The following is a 15,411-nucleotide window of genomic DNA, read 5'->3' on the forward strand; positions in this document are numbered from 1 at the left end:
CCGAGATCCAGGTGCACGCCCGCCGCCTCGGCTCCGCGGACGTCGTCGAGCTCGACGGGTTGCGCGTCACCTCCGGCGCCCAGACGTTCCTGGACCTGGCCCAGGTCCTGCCGCCGGCCGAGCTGGTCGCGGTCGGCGATGCGCTGATGGCCGCGAAGCACCTCACCGCGGAGCAGCTGGCGGAGCGGCTCGGGCGCGCGGACCGGGTGCGCGGCGTGGTCCGGGCCAGGGAGTGCGCCCCGATGCTGTCGGCCGAGGCGATGTCGCGTCCCGAGAGCCTGATCAGGTACTGGCTGCTGGTCAGCGATCTGCCGGACCCGCAGCCGCAGGTGCCGGTGCACGACAGGTGGGGCCGCGCCATCGCGCACGGGGACCTCGGCTACGCCGAGTGGAAGGTGCTGCTCGAGTACGAGGGCCGGCAGCACGCGGAGCTCGACACGTTCGGCAGTGACATCGACCGGTACTCGCTCATGGCGGCGGACGGCTGGCTGGTCCTGCGTCTCGCGAAGCGGCACCTCAACCGCGGCACGGTGGTCGAACGCACGCGCGGGACCCTGTTGAGCCGGGGCTGGCGGCCTACGGCTCGTTGACCATCGGCGAATGGCTGCCCGACACGCCGACGGGGGCAGCCAGATGCCGATGATCAACTCGGTCGGGACGGTGGAGGCCGGCGCGGAGGAAGGCCACGAAGGCGGCGACGACAAGGGCGACCACCCACGGCAGGAGGTCGCGCTGGGTCGGCGAGGACGCCAGCCCGAAGACCTGCCAGGCCGCGGCCAGCGAGTCCGGCAGCGTCCCGGGCAGGCCGGTGCCCGGCCGGAGCAGCTGCTCCAGGTACCCCGCGGCGGTGAGGGCGGGCGGTACGAACCAGGCGGCGAGCACGGCCAACGGCCACCACACCAGCCGGGACGCCGGCCGAGCGCCCGCGGTCACCAGCGCGAACACGAGGACGGCGGCGCCCGCCCACGCCGACACCCGCCCGACGACGTCGACCCCGACGTACGAGCGCGAGGTGTCGACGAACGGCAGCAGCACCGACGACAGCCACGACGGCGTCGCACCCGCCAGCACCGCCAGACCGAGCGCCAGGGCCGGCCGGCCGGACGCCGCGGCCGAGCCCAGTCCCCAGCCCACCAGCGCCACCGCGACGACGACGGCACACAGCCCGCCGACGACGAGACCGTCGCCGCTGAACGCGTCGGGCGACTCCCCCATCAGCGTCGCCGCGGAGTCGGCGAGCGCGACGGCGAGGGCCGCCGCCACCCGACGAGCGTGGCGAGCACACCGAGGGAGGGTCGCGGCGCGAGCAGGCACAGCAGCCCGGCACCCACACCGCCCACGAGCGCACCGAGCACCAGGACGCTCAGCAGCGACGCCGACAGCGGCAGGGCCATCCGCGGGCCCACCGGCACGGCACGGAGGCCGGAGAGCACCCAGAACAGGTATCCGGCGGCCCACCAGACCAGCCCGGCCAGCGGCACCAGGGCCCACACCGGCAGCCGGGGCCTGCTCACGTCCACGGATCTCCCCCGTCCCGCAGCACCGGCGACCGCGTCGCGGCCAGCCGTTCCAGCAGCCCGGCCGCGGCGGGCGCACCGCCGTGCCGGGCCAGCGACTCCCCCACCGACCGCGCCCGCTCGGCGAACGACGGCTCGGCCAGCACCCGCTGCACCGCCGCGCGCACCGCCGACGGCGTGGGCCGGCCCGTGCGCAGGTCCACCCCCGAACCCGACGCCGCCACGCGCCGGGCGATCTCGGGCTTGTCGAGCGTTCCGCCGGCCACCACCAGGGGCACGCCCGCGCCCAGCGCCGCCAGCACACCGCCCCAGCCGCCGTTGGTGACCATCACCGCCGTCCGGGGCAGCAGCTGGTCGTAGGGCAGGAACGCGGCCTGCTGCGCGTTGGCCGGCACCCGGTCGGCCGGCAGCGCCGCTCCCCCGGTCGCCGCGGCCACGGTCACCTCGAGGTCCGCGAGCCCCTCCAGCGCCGGCAGCAGCAGGTCGGCCGGGTCGACGTCGTAGGTGCCCTGGGTGACGTGCACCAGCGGCCGGTCGCCGTCCAGGGACGACCACCACGGGGGCAGCGGCCGCCCCGCCGGCGGCGGGGCCAGCTGGCCGACGAAGTGGACCTGCGGCGGGAGGTCGCTGCGCGGGAACTCGAGCTCCGGGACGCCGTGGGCGAGCACCAGCTGCGGTGAGTAGAACGCCTCGAGCGCCGGGACCCGTGCCGGCGGCAGGTCCAGCGACGCCCGCACCTCGGCGGCGACGGCGTCCAGCCGCCGGCCGAGGGCGAGCGCCGCGATCCGGCGCAGCGCGGCGTCCCGCACCCGGCCGAGCGGTCCGCGCCCCGGCCGCAGGCCCAGCCCGAACGGCGGCAGGTCGCGGCTGGGCAGCCCGAGCGGCACCAGGGCGACCGACGCCCACGGCGTGCCGCTCGCCTCGCCGGCCAGCGCCGAGCCGCCGGCCAGCTGGTCGGAGACCAGCAGGTCGAACGGGCCGGCCGCGAGGATGTCGCGGGCCTGCCCGGCGGCGGTGCGCAGGAACACGTGCTCGACGTTCGCCGTCACCGCGCGCGGCCCGCGGCCGTGGGTCACCGCCGGGAACGTCGCCGCCAGGTCGGACTCGTCGAAGTCCGGCGCCTGCTCCCACGGCAGCCAGGTGGCCCCGACGTCGGCGAACCGCGGCCCGTACTTCCTGCCCGTGTAGGCGACGACGTCGTGCCCGCGGCGGGCGAGCTCCGCGGCCACGGCCGCCATGGGGGCGACGTGGCCGGCGAACGGCATCGCGGCCACCAGCACGCGCACGGGGCACCTCCATCAAACGGAACGCCCCGGGACCCTAGGGCATGTCTGACGGATCTCCAGCCTCGGCAGCGATCCGGCAGACACGCCCTAGCGGCCCAGCACCTCCCGGAGGGCGCCCAGCAGCAGCGCCACCGTGTCGGGCCGCGCGTTGTGCCCCATCAGGCCGATCCGCCAGACGGTGGCCGCGTACGCCCCGACTCCCCCGCCGATCTCGAGGTCGTAGCGCTCGAGCAGCTCCTTGCGCACGGTGGCGGAGTCGACGCCGTCCGGCACCCGCACGGTGGTGAGCTCGGGCAGCCGGTGCCCCTCGGCCGCGAACAGCTCCAGGCCCAGCTCCTGCAGGCCGGCGTGCAGGAGCCGGCCGGCCTCCTCGTGGCGGGCGTGCACCGCCTCCAGACCCTCGTCGAGGATCCGGCCGAGCGCCGCGTGCAGCGACACCACCATCCCGGTCGGCGCGGTGTGGTGGTAGGTGCGCCCGCCGGTGCCGGCGGCCTCGCCGGCGTAGCCACCGAGCATGCCGAGGTCGAGGTACCAGCTCTGCGGCCGCTCGACCCGCCGCTCCCAGGCGCGGTCGTTGATGGTGAACGGTGCCAGCCCCGGCGCGACGCCCAGGCACTTCTGCGAGCCGGCGTACGCCAGGTCCACGCCCCAGTCGTCGAGCTCCACCGGGATGCCGCCCAGCGAGGTGACGCAGTCGGCGAGCAGGAGGGCGTCGCCCTTCCCCGCGGCCAGCGGGGCGAGGTCGGAGCGCACGCCGGTCGAGGTCTCCGCGTGCACCGCCGCGATGAGTTTCGGTGACGGATGGGCGTCGAGCACCCGCTCGACGTCCACGGGCGAACCCCACTCGTGCTCGACGGCGATCACCTCGGCGCCGCAGCGCGAGGCGACGTCCACCATGCGCTGGCCGAACAGGCCGTTGACGGCCACGACGACCACGTCGCCCGGGCCGACCGTGTTGACGAAGGCGGCCTCCATGCCGGCCGAGCCGGTCGCCGACAGCGGCAGCGTGCGCCGGTTCGCCGTCCCGAAGACCCGCCGCAGCCGGTCGGAGGTCTCGTCGAGGACCTCGAGGAACAGCGGGTCCAGGTGCCCCAGCAGCGGGTACCCGAGGGCGGCCACCGCCTCGGGGTAGGGGTTCGACGGTCCGGGTCCGAGCAGGGTGCGGGCACGCAGCGGCATGCCCGGGGACGCTACCGGGGCCTCTCCGCGTCGGCCGGGACCCGGCCGGGTGCCCGCGCCGGCAGCAACTGCGCCGCGTAGCAGGCGATCAGTGACAGCAGCACCGCACCGATCGCCCGCACCACCGCCGGGACGTCGTAGTCCGAGTCGGACCTCGTGATGATCAGGATGCCGCCGACCTCCAGCGCGGCGCCGAACACGGTCACCGCCGGGAGGGCGAATCGCCGCTGGTCCGGCGTCAGCCGGAGCAGGGTCACCGGCAGGCAGGCGAGGGTGAACACCACACCCGGGGCCAGGTACCAGAACCACTGGACGACGCTCAGGTCGTGGCCGATCGCGAACAGCCAGACGCCGAGCGAGGCGGCGACCGCGGCGGTGGCCACCAGAGCTGCCGGGTCGCGCCTGAGGGAGGGCACCGGGCGCAGCACACCCGAGGAGACGGCGACCGCCACGCCGACCGCCAGCACGACCACACCCGCGAGCAGCAGCCACCAGGCCGGCCCGGTCGCGTATCCCGCGTACACGAAGAAGGCCCGCCACGACGTCAGGTCGCCGACCAGGCCGAGCAGGGCGCCGGCGACCAGGCCGGCGGCGAGCGCGTCGCCCGCGCGCCCCCACCGGCGGACGAGGAGCAGCCCGGCCGCGAGCAGGAGCGGCACGGTGACCTCCACGGTCCACGTCGCCGTCGTCCAGTCCAGGTCCGCGGCGGAATAGCCGTTGCCGGCCTCGAAGACCAGGGAGCGCGACGCCGTGAGGAGCGCGCCGGCGACGGCGACGCACACCAGCACCCACGCCCGGTGCGGGCCGGCGACCCTCGGCCGGGCCGGCGGGGCCTCGCGCGGCGGGGGCTCCGCGGCCACCGGCGCCGCCGCTGCCGGGGGCGGGCCGGGCTCGGGTGCCGGTGGGGGCTCCTTGGTCACGACCGCGGCGGGTGCCGGAACCACGGGCACCTCGGGCCGGACCTCCGGCTCGGCCGGCTCCGGCGGTGTCCCGAGCCGCACCAGCAGCTCGGTCGCCGCCGTCGACACCGACCGGCTGTCGTCGTCGACGAGCGTGGTGAGCTCGCGCTCCACCGCGTCCCGCACCCGCTCGTTCCCGCGCAGATACAGGTCGCCGAGGCCGTCGAGGGCGCCGAGCCGCTGGGCCGCGATCGGGCTGTCGATCGCGTAGCGCAGGTGGCGCGGCAGCTCCCACGCGACGTTGCGGGCGATCACGATCCGCCCCTCGACGTCCTCCTGCTTCTTGGGCCGCTGCTGCGGCATCTCGGTGACGACCCGGTCGCGCACCCAGCTGTAGAGCTCGTCGAGGGTGATGTCGCCGTCGGCGTCGAGGTCCGCGGCCCCGCTGCGCATGGCCTCCACGAGGTAGCGGGTGAACACCGACCGGCTGCCCGAGCCGGTGACCTCGTCGCCCTCGAACGAGTACGAGGTGGCGTCCGACGCGGTGAGCACGGCCCGACCCCGGCCCTGGAACCGCTCCAGGGTGTGCACGGCGGGGTCGGCCTTCGCCGTCCGGCCCGCGGGGAAGGCGCCGCTGTAGCAGCAGTCGAGGACCAGCACCTTGCGCCGGGAGGGGCAGCCGTCCATGGCGTCGCTGATGGAGGCGGCCGGCAGCCCGGTGAAGAGCAGCGCGTCCCGGCGGGTGTTGGTCATGGCCAGGTAGAGCCGGCCGTCGTCGTCCTTCAGGCCGTGCCCGGAGAAGTAGAGCAGCGTCAGGTCGTCGCGCCGGCAGCCGGCGTAGAAGTCGCCGATCGCCTCGCCGACGACGTGCGCGGGCTCGTCGAGCAGGACGGTGACGTCGAACCCGGCGACGTCCGGGTCGCGCAGGACGTCGGCGAGCGCCTCGGCGTCGTGGGCCGGCGCGGCGAGACGGCGCAGCCCCGGGTCCTGGTAGCCGTAGGTGGCGACCAGGAGCGCCTTCCGCTGCGGGGCCACGGCCTCAGGTCGGCTGGTGCCGGCGGACGAAGGCCTCGATCAGCTCGGCCCGCTCGGCGTCGCTGGCCGCGCTGAGCTCGATCGTGTCCTCGTCGATCGTGAGCTTGATCCGGTGCGCGCCGGCGCGACGGCCGAGCCAGTCGCGCAGCGTCGCGACGACCGTGGTGAACACCCCGCCCCCGGCGCTGAGCGTGAGCAGCCACTCCCCGATCGACGCCGCGTCACCCTTCGCGCCGGGGGGCGCGGCACCGTCGGACACCGTCCGGACGTCGTCGACGTCGAGCTCCCGCAGCTCGGTGCGCAACTGCCGGCTCAGCCGGTCGGCCTCCTCGGCGTCGGCTCCCGGCTCCGGCTGCAGCACGAGCCGCAGCTCCAGCTGTCGTGCGACGGCATCGGCCATGGCGCCTCCCGCGTGAGCGGCGGCTCATGGTCCCGCCGACTCCCGCGGGCGGGCAAGCGCCCTCAGTGCACGGGGTTCGTCGGCCCCGGGGCGCCGGGCTCGCCGGGCAGCGGCGGCTCCTCCGGCTTCGCGTCGATCCCGGCCTCCTTGCGCTGCGCCTCGCTGATCGGCGTCGGCGCACCGGTCAGCGGGTCGTAGCCGGCGCCGGTCTTCGGGAAGGCGATGACCTCGCGGATCGACTCCACCCCCGACAGCAGCGCGCAGGTACGGTCCCAGCCGATGGCGGCGCCGGCGTGCGGCGGCGGGCCGTAAGAGAACGCCTCGAGGAAGAAGCCGAACCGCTCGCGGGCCTCCTCCTTCGACATGCCGAGGGTCTCGAACACCTTCTCCTGCAGCGCGGCGTCGTGGATACGCACCGAGCCGCTGGCCAGTTCGTTGCCGTTCACCACGAGGTCGTAGGCGTCGGAGAGCGCCGCGCCCTTGTCCTCGGCGAAACGCTCCCGCCACTCCGGCGTCGGTGAGGTGAACGGGTGGTGCATGAACGTCCAGTCGCCGTCCTCGGTCTGCTCGAACATCGGGAAGTCGACGACGAACAGGAACGACCACGTGCCCGGCTCGATCAGCTCCAGGCGGCGGGCGATCTCGTTGCGCGCGGCACCGAGCAGCTCCTGGGAGGAGCGGCGGGCCCCGGCGGCGAAGAACACGCAGTCGCCGGGCTTCGCGTCCACGGCGTCGACGAGGCCGTCGCGCTCCTTGTCGGAGATGTTCTTGGCGACCGGGCCGCCGAGCGTGCCGTCCTCGCCGACCGTGACGTAGGCCAGGCCGCGCGCCCCGCGCGACTTCGCCCAGTCCTGCCAGGCGTCGAACGCCCGCCGCGGCTGCGACCCGCCGCCGGGCATGACCACGGCGCCGACGTAGGGGGCCTGGAACACCCGGAACGGCGTGTCGGCGAAGAAGTCGGTCAGCTCGGTCAGCTCGAGGCCGAAGCGCAGGTCGGGCTTGTCGGAGCCGAACCGGTCCATCGCCTCCCGGTAGCTCATCCGCGGGATCTCCGGGACCTCGTAGCCGGCCAGCTCGCGCCACAGCGCCCGGACGACGTCCTCGGCCACGGCCAGGACGTCGTCGCGCTCGACGAAGCTCATCTCGAAGTCCAGCTGGGTGAACTCCGGCTGCCGGTCGGCGCGGAAGTCCTCGTCCCGGAAGCAGCGGGCGATCTGGTAGTAGCGCTCGACCCCGCCGATCATCAGCAGCTGCTTGAACAGCTGCGGCGACTGGGGCAGCGCGTACCACTTGCCCGGCTGCAGCCGCACCGGGACGACGAAGTCGCGGGCCCCCTCCGGCGTCGAGCGGGTCAGGTCCGGCGTCTCCACCTCGACGAAGCCGTGCCCCGCCATGACCCCGCGGGCGATCCGGTTCACCTCGGACCGCAGCCGGAGGGCGCGCGCCGGGCCCTGCCGGCGCAGGTCGAGGTACCGGTACTTGTAGCGGACGTCGTCGCCGGCCGCGACGTCGGTCTCGATCGGGAACGGCAGCGGCGCCGAGGCCGAGAGCACCCGCAGGGACGACGTCGCGACCTCGATCTCGCCGGTCGGCAGCTCCGGGTTCTCGTTGCCCTCCGGGCGCCGGCGCACCTCGCCGGTGACCAGCACGCAGTACTCGTTGCGGAGGTGGTGCGCCTCCTCCTCGCGGACGACCACCTGCACGTAGCCCGAGGCGTCGCGCAGGTCGAGGAAGACCACCCCGCCGTGGTCGCGGCGGCGGGCGACCCAGCCGGCGAGGGTGACGGTGGTACCGGCGTCGGACGCGCGCAGCGTGCCGGCGTCGTGGGTGCGGAGCACAGACGGGGCCTTTCGGGGACGGGGGGTTACCAGCGGTCGTGCACGTGGGCGCGGATGCGCTCGTCGTAGAGCCGCTCGAGGTCGGCCAGCTCCGAGTCTGTCAGGCCGGGCAGGTCGGCCGCCTCCGCATTCGAGCGGGCCTGCGCGACGGAACTGGCCCCGGGGATCACCGACGTGACGCCGGGCTGCTGGATGACCCAGCGCAGCGCGACCGCGCTCGGCCGCCGGTCGCCGCAGATCTCGACGAACTCGCGGGCGGCGGCGATGCCGACCTCGTAGGGGACGCCGGAGAAGGTCTCCCCCCACGTCGAAGGCCTCGCCGTGCCGGTTGAAGTTGCGGTGGTCGTCCGGGGCGAACGTCGTCGACTCGGTGAACTTGCCCGTCAGCAGCCCGCTGGCCAGCGGCACGCGGGCGAGGACCCCGACGCCCGCCTTGGCCGCGGTCGGCAGCAGCTCTTCCAGCGGCTTACGCCGGAAGACGTTGAGGATCACCTGGATCGACTGCACGCCGGGGTGCTCCAGGGCGGTCAGCCCCTCGGCGACCGTCTCCACGGAGACGCCGTACGCGGCGATCGCGCCGTCCTCGACGAACGCGTCGAGCGCGTCGTAGACCCGCTGGTCGGAGTAGACGGCGGTCGGCGGGCAGTGCAGCTGCACCAGGTCGAGGGTGTCGACGCCGAGGTTGGCCCGCGACCGGTCGATCCAGGCGCGCAGGTTCTCCGGCGTGTACTGCTCGGCGGTGAACGGGTCGGCGCGGCGGCCGGCCTTGGTGGCGACGAACGGGCGCTCGGGCCGGGCGACCAGCGCCCGCCGGATGCGCACCTCGGAGCGGCCGTCGCCGTAGACGTCGGCGGTGTCCAGCAGGGTCACCCCGCTGTCGAGCGCCGCGTCGAGGACGTCGGCCGCGGTGTCGTCGTCGACGTCTCCCCAGTCGCCGCCGAGCTGCCAGGTGCCCAGCCCGACGACGCTGACCTCGGCGCCGGTCCGCCCGAGCGGTCGCTGCTCCATCACTCCCCCACCGTCGCACGGACGGTCTCGAACAGCTCCCCGATGGCGACAGCCCGCTGCTCCCCCGTCCGCAGGTCCTTGAGCTGGCCCACGCCCTCGGCGAGGTCGCGCTCGCCGATGACGACGGCGTGCGAGGCGCCCGACCGGTCCGCGGCCTTCATCGCGCCCTTGAGCCCGCGGTCGCCGTAGACGGTGTCCGCCGAGACGCCGGCCTGCCGCAGCTGCCCGACGAGCGTGACCGCCACCCGCTTGGCCTCCGCCCCCAGCGGGACGACGAACGCCCGCACGCCGGTCGAGGGGACGATGTCCAGTCCCTCGGCCTGCACCGCCAGCAGCGTCCGGTCGACACCCATGGCGTAGCCGATGCCGCTCACGTCGGGGCCGCCGAGCGCGGCCGACAGCCCGTCGTAGCGGCCGCCGCCGCCGATCGCCGACTGCGCGCCCAGGCCGCTGTGCACGAACTCGAACGTCGTCTTCGTGTAGTAGTCCAGGCCGCGCACCAGCTTCGGCGCCTCGGTCCAGGTGACGCCGAGGTCGGTCAGGTACTGCCGGACGGCGTCGTAGTGCGCCTTGGTCGAGTCCGACAGGTGGTCGACCATGACCGGCGCGTCCTCGAGCTGCGCCTGCACCTCGGGGCGCTTGTCGTCGAGCACCCGCAGCGGGTTGATCTCGGCGCGCCGGCGGGTGTCCTCGTCGAGGTCGACCTTGTCGAGGAAGGCCACCAGCTTCTCCCGGTACTGCGGCCGGCAGGTGGCGTCGCCCAGCGAGGTGAGCAGCAGCTCGAAGTCGGTCAGCCCGAGGTCGCGGAACCCCTGCACTCCCAGCGCCACCACCTCGGCGTCCAGCGCGGGGTCGTCGACGCCCAGGGCCTCCATGTCGACCTGCGTGAAGTGGCGGTACCGGCCCGCCTGCGGCCGCTCGTAGCGGAACGCCGAGCCGATCGTCCACAGCTTCACCGGCAGCGCGCCGGTGTGCAGCCGGTGCTCGATGAACGCCCGCATCAGCCCGGCTGTCAGCTCCGGGCGCAGGGTGAGCGACCGGCCGCCGCGGTCCTCGAACGTGTACATCTCCTTGGTGACGACGTCGGTGGACTCACCGACGCCGCGGGAGAAGACGGCGGTGTCCTCGAACACCGGCGTCTCGACGTAGCCGTACCCGGCCCGCCGCAGCGGCGCGGTCAGCGTCTCCCGGACGGCCAGGAACCGCTCGGAGTCCGGCGGCAGGACGTCGAACGTCCCCTTGGGGGCACGGAGGAAGCCCTCACTCACCGGGTCGCCTCCGCGGTCGCTCCGCTCCTCGCTCGTTCCTCGCTGCGATGCTCACTCCCTGTCGGCTCCCGTCGCTCACAGCCCCCGTCCCTTCGGCGCCGGGCCGGCACCCGCCGCGGCCTCGGCGAGGAACGGGTTGGTCGCCCGCTCGCGGCCGATGGTGGTGGCCGGCCCGTGCCCGGGCAGCACCACCGTGGCGTCCTCCAGCGGCAGGACCACGTCCCGCAGCGAGCGCAGCATGTCCTCCCACGACCCGCCGGGCAGGTCCACCCGGCCGACCGAGCCCGCGAACAGCACGTCGCCGGCCAGCAGCGCCGGGGCGTCGTCCAGGTCCAGGGAGAACACCACCGAGCCCTGCGTGTGCCCGGGCGCGTGCCGCACGGTCAGCCGGACGCCGGCCAGGTCGAGGACGGCGCCGTCGTCCAGCGGCCGCACCTCGGACGGGTCGGGCAGCTTCACGCCGCCGATCAGCGGGGCCAGCGCCGGGCCGTGCCAGCGCAGCGGATCGGCCAGCATGCCGTTGTCGGCCGGGTGCAGGTAGGCCGGGATGTCGTAGCCCTCGCACACCGGCAGCACCGAGAAGGTGTGGTCGAGGTGGCCGTGGGTCAGGACGACGGCGACCGGCCTGAGGCCGTCCGCGCGCAGCAGCTGCGCCAGCGGCTCGACGGCGTCCATCCCGGGGTCGACGACCACGCACTCGACGCTCCTCCCGGGGGACCCGGGCCCGGATGCGACGGCGTAGCAGTTGGTGCCGAACGCGCCGGCGGGGAACGAGCGGATGAGCACGCCGAAAGGTTACGCGGGGGTGATCACGGCGCCCCGGCGCGCTCGACGTGCCAGGAATCGCCCAGGAACGCCACCTAGACTGCCCGCGAGTGGCGGGACGCGAGCCGCACGGGCGAGGCAACGCCCGCGGCGCCCCGCCCACGACAAGCGAACTGTCCGAGGAGTCGACCCGTGCCGACCAACAAGCAGCGCCGGCAGGCCGCCCAGCGCCGCCTGCAGCGCCAGATCGAGCGCCGCGCCGAGCTGCAGCGCAGGCGGCGGCGCAACCTGCTCATCGTGGCCGCCGTCGTCGCGGTGCTGGTGGTCGGCGGTGCCGCCTGGCTGATCGCCGGCGTGGGCGGCGGCGACGACGACACGGCCGCCGCCGCCAGCGACACCAGCGCCGCCGCGACCCCCACCGTCGACGGCAGCGACGGCACCTGCGACTTCACCGAGGACGGCACCGGCACCGTCGGCACGCCGCCCGCGGAGGTCGCCACCTCCGGCCTGGTCAATCTGACGATGACCACGAATGTCGGCCCGATCGGGCTGGTCCTCGACCAGGCGAAGGCGCCGTGCGCCTCGGCCAGCTTCGTCTACCTGACCCAGCAGAAGTTCTTCGACGGCACGCCCTGCCACCGGGAGACCGACTCGGAGGGGCTCAAGGTGCTGCAGTGCGGCGACCCGACGGGCAGCGGCACCGGCGGGCCCGGCTACTCCTTCCCCACCCAGGTCACCGGCAGCGAGACCTACCCGCGCGGCACCCTGGCCATGGCCAACAGCGGGCAGGGCACCGACGGCAGCCAGTTCTTCCTCGTCTACGGCGACAGCCAGCTCAGCCCCGACTACACCGTCGTCGGCACGATCGACGAGGCGGGCCTGGCGACCCTGGACGCCATCGCCGCCAAGGGCAACAACGCCGCCAACGGCCCCGGCGACGGCGCCCCGAACGAGCCGGTCACCATCCAGACGATGACGCTGGGCCAGTGAGGACCCGCACCGCGCTCGGGCTCATCGGGCCGCTGGTCGCGCTGGCCGGGTGCTCCGGCTCCGTCGAGGGGACGGCGTCGGCCGGCGGCTCGGGCAGCGCGGGCGGCGACACGGTCGCCTGCGAGTGGACGCCGGATCAGAGCCCGTCGGCCGTCGACGCCGACCAGCCGCCGGACCGGGTCCCCGCCACGGGCACCGCGACCCTGCTGATGACCACCGGCCAGGGCGAGCTCACGCTGACCCTCGACCAGGCCGGCGCGCCCTGTGCCGCGGCGGCGCTGGTGTCCCTCGCGGACCAGGGCTTCTTCGACGGCTCGCCGTGCCACCGGGAGACCGACTCGACCGGCCTGCAGGTGCTGCAGTGCGGCGACCCGACCGGCACCGGCACCGGCGGCCCGCCGTGGGGCTACCCGACCGACGTCGACGGGTCGGAGGGCTACCCGCGCGGCACGGTGGCCATGGCCAACAGCGGGCAGGGCTTCGACGGCAGCCAGTTCTTCCTGGTCTGGGGCCAGGCCCAGCTGACGCCGGACTACACGGTGGACGACGCGGGGCTCGCCGTCCTCGACCAGATCGCGGCCAACGGCAACGACGGCGCCAACGGCCCGGACGACGGTGCCCCCGGCGAGCCGGTGACGATCGAGTCGATGACCGTCGCCTGACCCCGGGCTTTCGGTACCGAGAGCCCGGTTACGCGGTGACGCGCTCCACGTCGAAGACGCCCTCGACGTTGCGCACCGTCTGCAGCACCGCGCCCAGGTGCGCGGGGTCGGCCAGCTCGAAGGTGAACCGGCTGATCGCCACCCGGTCGCGGCTGGTCTGCACCGAGGCCGACAGGATGTTCACCCGCTCGTCGGCCAGCGCCTTGGTGACGTCGGAGAGGAGCCGGTGCCGGTCGAGGGCCTCCACCTGGATCGCGACCAGGAACACCGAGCCGGGCGCGCTGGCCCACTCCACCTCGACCAGCCGCTCGGGCTTGCGCTGCAGGTCCTCGGCGTTGGTGCAGTCGGTGCGGTGCACGCTGACGCCGCCGCCGCGGGTGACGAAGCCGAGGATGTCGTCGCCGGGCACCGGGGTGCAGCACTTGGCGAGCTTGGCCCAGACGTCGGCCATGCCGTGCACGATCACGCCCGGGTCGCCGCCGGCGGGACGGCGGGTGATCGGCCGCCGCATCGGGATGGTGGTCTCGGCGATGTCCTCGACCGCGCCCTCGGTGCCGCCGAGCGCCGTCATCAGCTTCTCGACGATCGAGGCGGCCGAGACCTGGTTCTCCCCCACCGCCGCGTAGAGCGCGGTGACGTCGGCGAAGTGCAGGTCCTTGGCCAGCGTCGAGAGCGCCTCGCCGCCGAGCAGCCGCTGCAGCGGCAGCCCCGCCTTGCGCATCGCGCGGGTCAGGGCCTCCTTGCCGGCCTCGACGGCGTCCTCGCGGCGCTCCTTGGTGAACCACTGCCGGATCTTGGTCCGCGCGCGGGAGGAGCCGACGAAGGACAGCCAGTCCTGCGACGGGCCGGCGGTCGGCGACTTCGACGTGAAGATCTCGACGACGTCGCCGTTGGACAGCTTGCTCTCCAGCGACACCAGCGCGCCGTTGACCCGCGCTCCGATGGTGCGGTGCCCGACCTCGGTGTGCACCGCGTAGGCGAAGTCGACCGGCGTGGACCCGCCGGGCAGGCTGATGACGTCGCCCTTCGGCGTGAAGACGAAGACCTCCTGCGGGCCGAGGTCGTAGCGCAGCGTCTCCAGGAACTCGCCGGGCTCCTGCGCCTCGCGCTGCCAGTCCAGCAGCTGGCGCAGCCACAGCATGTCGTCGGGCGTGCCGGGCTTCGGGGCACCGAACTCGCCGGGCACCGGCTTGCCGCCGGCGCGCGCCTTCTCCTTGTACTTCCAGTGCGCGGCGATGCCGTACTCGGCGGTGCGGTGCATGTCGTGCGTGCGGATCTGCAGCTCGACCGGCTTGCCCTGCGGACCGATCACCGTCGTGTGCAGCGACTGGTACATGTTGAACTTCGGCATCGCGATGAAGTCCTTGAACCGGCCCGGGACCGGCTGCCAGTGCGCGTGCATGATGCCCAGCGCGGCGTAGCAGTCGCGTACCGAGTCGACCAGGATCCGGATGCCGACCAGGTCCCAGATGTCGGTGAAGTCCCGGCCGCGGACGATCATCTTCTGGTAGATCGAGTAGTAGTGCTTGGGCCGACCGGTGACGACCGCCTCGATCTTCGCCGCCCGCAGCTGGTCGGTCACCGCCGTGGTGACCTCGGCCAGGTACGTGTCGCGGGAGGGCGCCCGCTCGGCGACCAGCCGGACGATCTCGTCGTAGCGCTTCGGGTAGAGGGTCGCGAACGCGAGGTCCTCGAGCTCCCATTTGATCGTGTTCATGCCCAGCCGGTGCGCCAGCGGGGCGAGGACCTCCAGCGTCTCGCGCGCCTTCTTCTCCTGCTTCTCCGGCGGGAGGAAGCGCAGCGTGCGCATGTTGTGCAGCCGGTCGGCCAGCTTGATGACCAGCACGCGGGGGTCGCGGGCCATCGCGACGATCATCTTGCGGATCGTCTCGGCCTGGGCGGCGTCCCCCAGCTTGACCTTGTCGATCTTGGTGACGCCGTCGACCAGGTGCGCGACCTCGGGGCCGAAGTCGGCGGTGATCGACTCCAGCGTGGCGCCGGTGTCCTCGACGGTGTCGTGCAGCAGCGCGGCCACCAGCGTGGTGGTGTCCATGCCGAGCCCGGCCAGGATGGTCGCGACCGCGAGCGGGTGGGTGATGTAGGGGTCGCCGCTCTTGCGCTTCTGGTTGGCGTGCGCGGCCTCGGCGACGTCGTAGGCCCGCTGCAGCAGCGCGAGATCGGCCTTCGGATGGCTCTGCCGGTGCAGGGCCGCGAGCGGCTCCAGCACCGGACGCACCAGCCCGCTGCGCTGGCCGGCCACGATCCGCCGGGCCAGCCGGTCGCGCACGCGGCGGCGGGGCACCTCGTTCTCGGCGCGCGGCTCGGCGTCGACGTCGTCCGGACGACGGACCGCGGGGCGGTCGGGCAGCGGCTGGCGCTTCGGCGCGGCGGGGGCCTCACCGGCCGCGGGTACCGCGCCGGGGGTGTCCTTCTCGCCCGGCGGCGACGCCGCACCCGGCCGGGCGGGAGCCGCGTTGGCGGCTACGTCGGGGGCCACGGCGACTCCTGCGGGGCGGAGGAGGGAGAAACCTGGGTCCATGCTAGCCGTGCGACACGCCGGAGGT

The 15,411-nt window shown here is 74.4% G+C and carries 13 protein-coding genes; 3 read left to right on the top strand and 10 right to left on the bottom strand.

The annotated features are described in order from the left end of the window. Positions 1–11 precede the first annotated feature (11 nt). Complete coding sequence (locus ACWIYF_RS15475; RefSeq protein ID WP_448623715.1) at positions 12–590, top strand: hypothetical protein; 579 nt, start codon at positions 12–14, stop codon at positions 588–590. Here the strand turns inward: ACWIYF_RS15475 and ACWIYF_RS15480 are convergent. The 9 genes from ACWIYF_RS15480 to ACWIYF_RS15520 all read right to left on the bottom strand — a co-directional run bounded on the left by ACWIYF_RS15480 (position 577) and on the right by ACWIYF_RS15520 (position 11,216). Continuing rightward, positions 577–1,263: a hypothetical protein gene (locus ACWIYF_RS15480; protein WP_448623716.1), complete on the bottom strand. Its 687-nt coding sequence runs from the start codon at positions 1,261–1,263 to the stop codon at positions 577–579. The two genes, ACWIYF_RS15475 and ACWIYF_RS15480, sit on opposite strands and share 14 nt — an antisense overlap. Continuing rightward, positions 1,215–1,514 carry a hypothetical protein gene (locus tag ACWIYF_RS15485; protein WP_448623717.1) on the bottom strand — a complete coding sequence of 100 codons (300 nt, stop codon included), beginning with the start codon at positions 1,512–1,514 and terminating at the stop codon, positions 1,215–1,217. Before ACWIYF_RS15485 ends, ACWIYF_RS15480 begins: the two co-directional genes overlap by 49 nt. Then, positions 1,511–2,803, bottom strand: coding sequence for a glycosyltransferase (locus ACWIYF_RS15490; protein ID WP_448623718.1), 1,293 nt, complete (start codon positions 2,801–2,803; stop codon positions 1,511–1,513). Before ACWIYF_RS15490 ends, ACWIYF_RS15485 begins: the two co-directional genes overlap by 4 nt. Before the next feature lie 87 nt (positions 2,804–2,890). After that, a complete protein-coding gene (locus ACWIYF_RS15495; protein ID WP_448623719.1) occupies positions 2,891–3,982 on the bottom strand; it encodes a pyridoxal-phosphate-dependent aminotransferase family protein in 1,092 nt (363 codons plus the stop codon). A gap of 11 nt (positions 3,983–3,993) precedes the next feature. Beyond that, positions 3,994–5,916, bottom strand: a complete 1,923-nt coding sequence (locus tag ACWIYF_RS15500; protein ID WP_448623720.1) for a caspase family protein — start codon at positions 5,914–5,916, stop codon at positions 3,994–3,996. 4 nt (positions 5,917–5,920) lie between these two features. Continuing rightward, positions 5,921–6,316 carry an effector-associated constant component EACC1 gene (locus ACWIYF_RS15505; protein WP_448623721.1) on the bottom strand — a complete coding sequence of 132 codons (396 nt, stop codon included), beginning with the start codon at positions 6,314–6,316 and terminating at the stop codon, positions 5,921–5,923. Between the two features lie 62 nt (positions 6,317–6,378). Next, a complete protein-coding gene (aspS, locus tag ACWIYF_RS15510) occupies positions 6,379–9,162 on the bottom strand; it encodes an aspartate--tRNA ligase (RefSeq protein ID WP_448623722.1) in 2,784 nt (927 codons plus the stop codon). Next, positions 9,162–10,430 (bottom strand): histidine--tRNA ligase, encoded by a 1,269-nt coding sequence (gene hisS / locus ACWIYF_RS15515; protein WP_448623723.1) that lies wholly within the window; start codon positions 10,428–10,430, stop codon positions 9,162–9,164. The genes aspS and hisS overlap by 1 nt, the downstream gene beginning before the upstream one ends. Before the next feature lie 75 nt (positions 10,431–10,505). Next, the gene (locus tag ACWIYF_RS15520) at positions 10,506–11,216 is read right to left on the bottom strand and encodes an MBL fold metallo-hydrolase (RefSeq protein WP_448623724.1); all 711 of its coding nucleotides are present in this window, start codon (positions 11,214–11,216) and stop codon (positions 10,506–10,508) included. 171 nt (positions 11,217–11,387) lie between these two features. Here ACWIYF_RS15520 and ACWIYF_RS15525 point away from each other — a divergent pair, with 171 nt between their 5' ends. Together ACWIYF_RS15525 and ACWIYF_RS15530 are read left to right on the top strand one after the other, a co-directional pair. Continuing rightward, a complete protein-coding gene (locus tag ACWIYF_RS15525; RefSeq protein WP_448623725.1) occupies positions 11,388–12,185 on the top strand; it encodes a peptidylprolyl isomerase in 798 nt (265 codons plus the stop codon). Beyond that, complete coding sequence (locus ACWIYF_RS15530) at positions 12,182–12,847, top strand: peptidylprolyl isomerase (protein ID WP_448623726.1); 666 nt, start codon at positions 12,182–12,184, stop codon at positions 12,845–12,847. Before ACWIYF_RS15525 ends, ACWIYF_RS15530 begins: the two co-directional genes overlap by 4 nt. A 28-nt stretch (positions 12,848–12,875) precedes the next feature. On the opposite strand, the gene ACWIYF_RS15535 is transcribed toward ACWIYF_RS15530, so the two are convergent. Beyond that, positions 12,876–15,344: a RelA/SpoT family protein gene (locus ACWIYF_RS15535; protein ID WP_448623727.1), complete on the bottom strand. Its 2,469-nt coding sequence runs from the start codon at positions 15,342–15,344 to the stop codon at positions 12,876–12,878. Positions 15,345–15,411: the final 67 nt, after the last annotated feature.

Source organism: Geodermatophilus sp. URMC 64 (genome assembly GCF_053502555.1).

What these genes read in the sequence shown, in the direction of transcription:
- ACWIYF_RS15495 (WP_448623719.1), bottom strand. Translation starts at nt 3,982, where the DNA reads ATGCCGCTGCGTGCCCGCACCCTGCTCGGACCCGGACCGTCGAACCCC.
- ACWIYF_RS15505 (WP_448623721.1), bottom strand. Translation starts at nt 6,316, where the DNA reads ATGGCCGATGCCGTCGCACGACAGCTGGAGCTGCGGCTCGTGCTGCAG.
- aspS (WP_448623722.1), bottom strand. Translation starts at nt 9,162, where the DNA reads ATGGAGCAGCGACCGCTCGGGCGGACCGGCGCCGAGGTCAGCGTCGTC.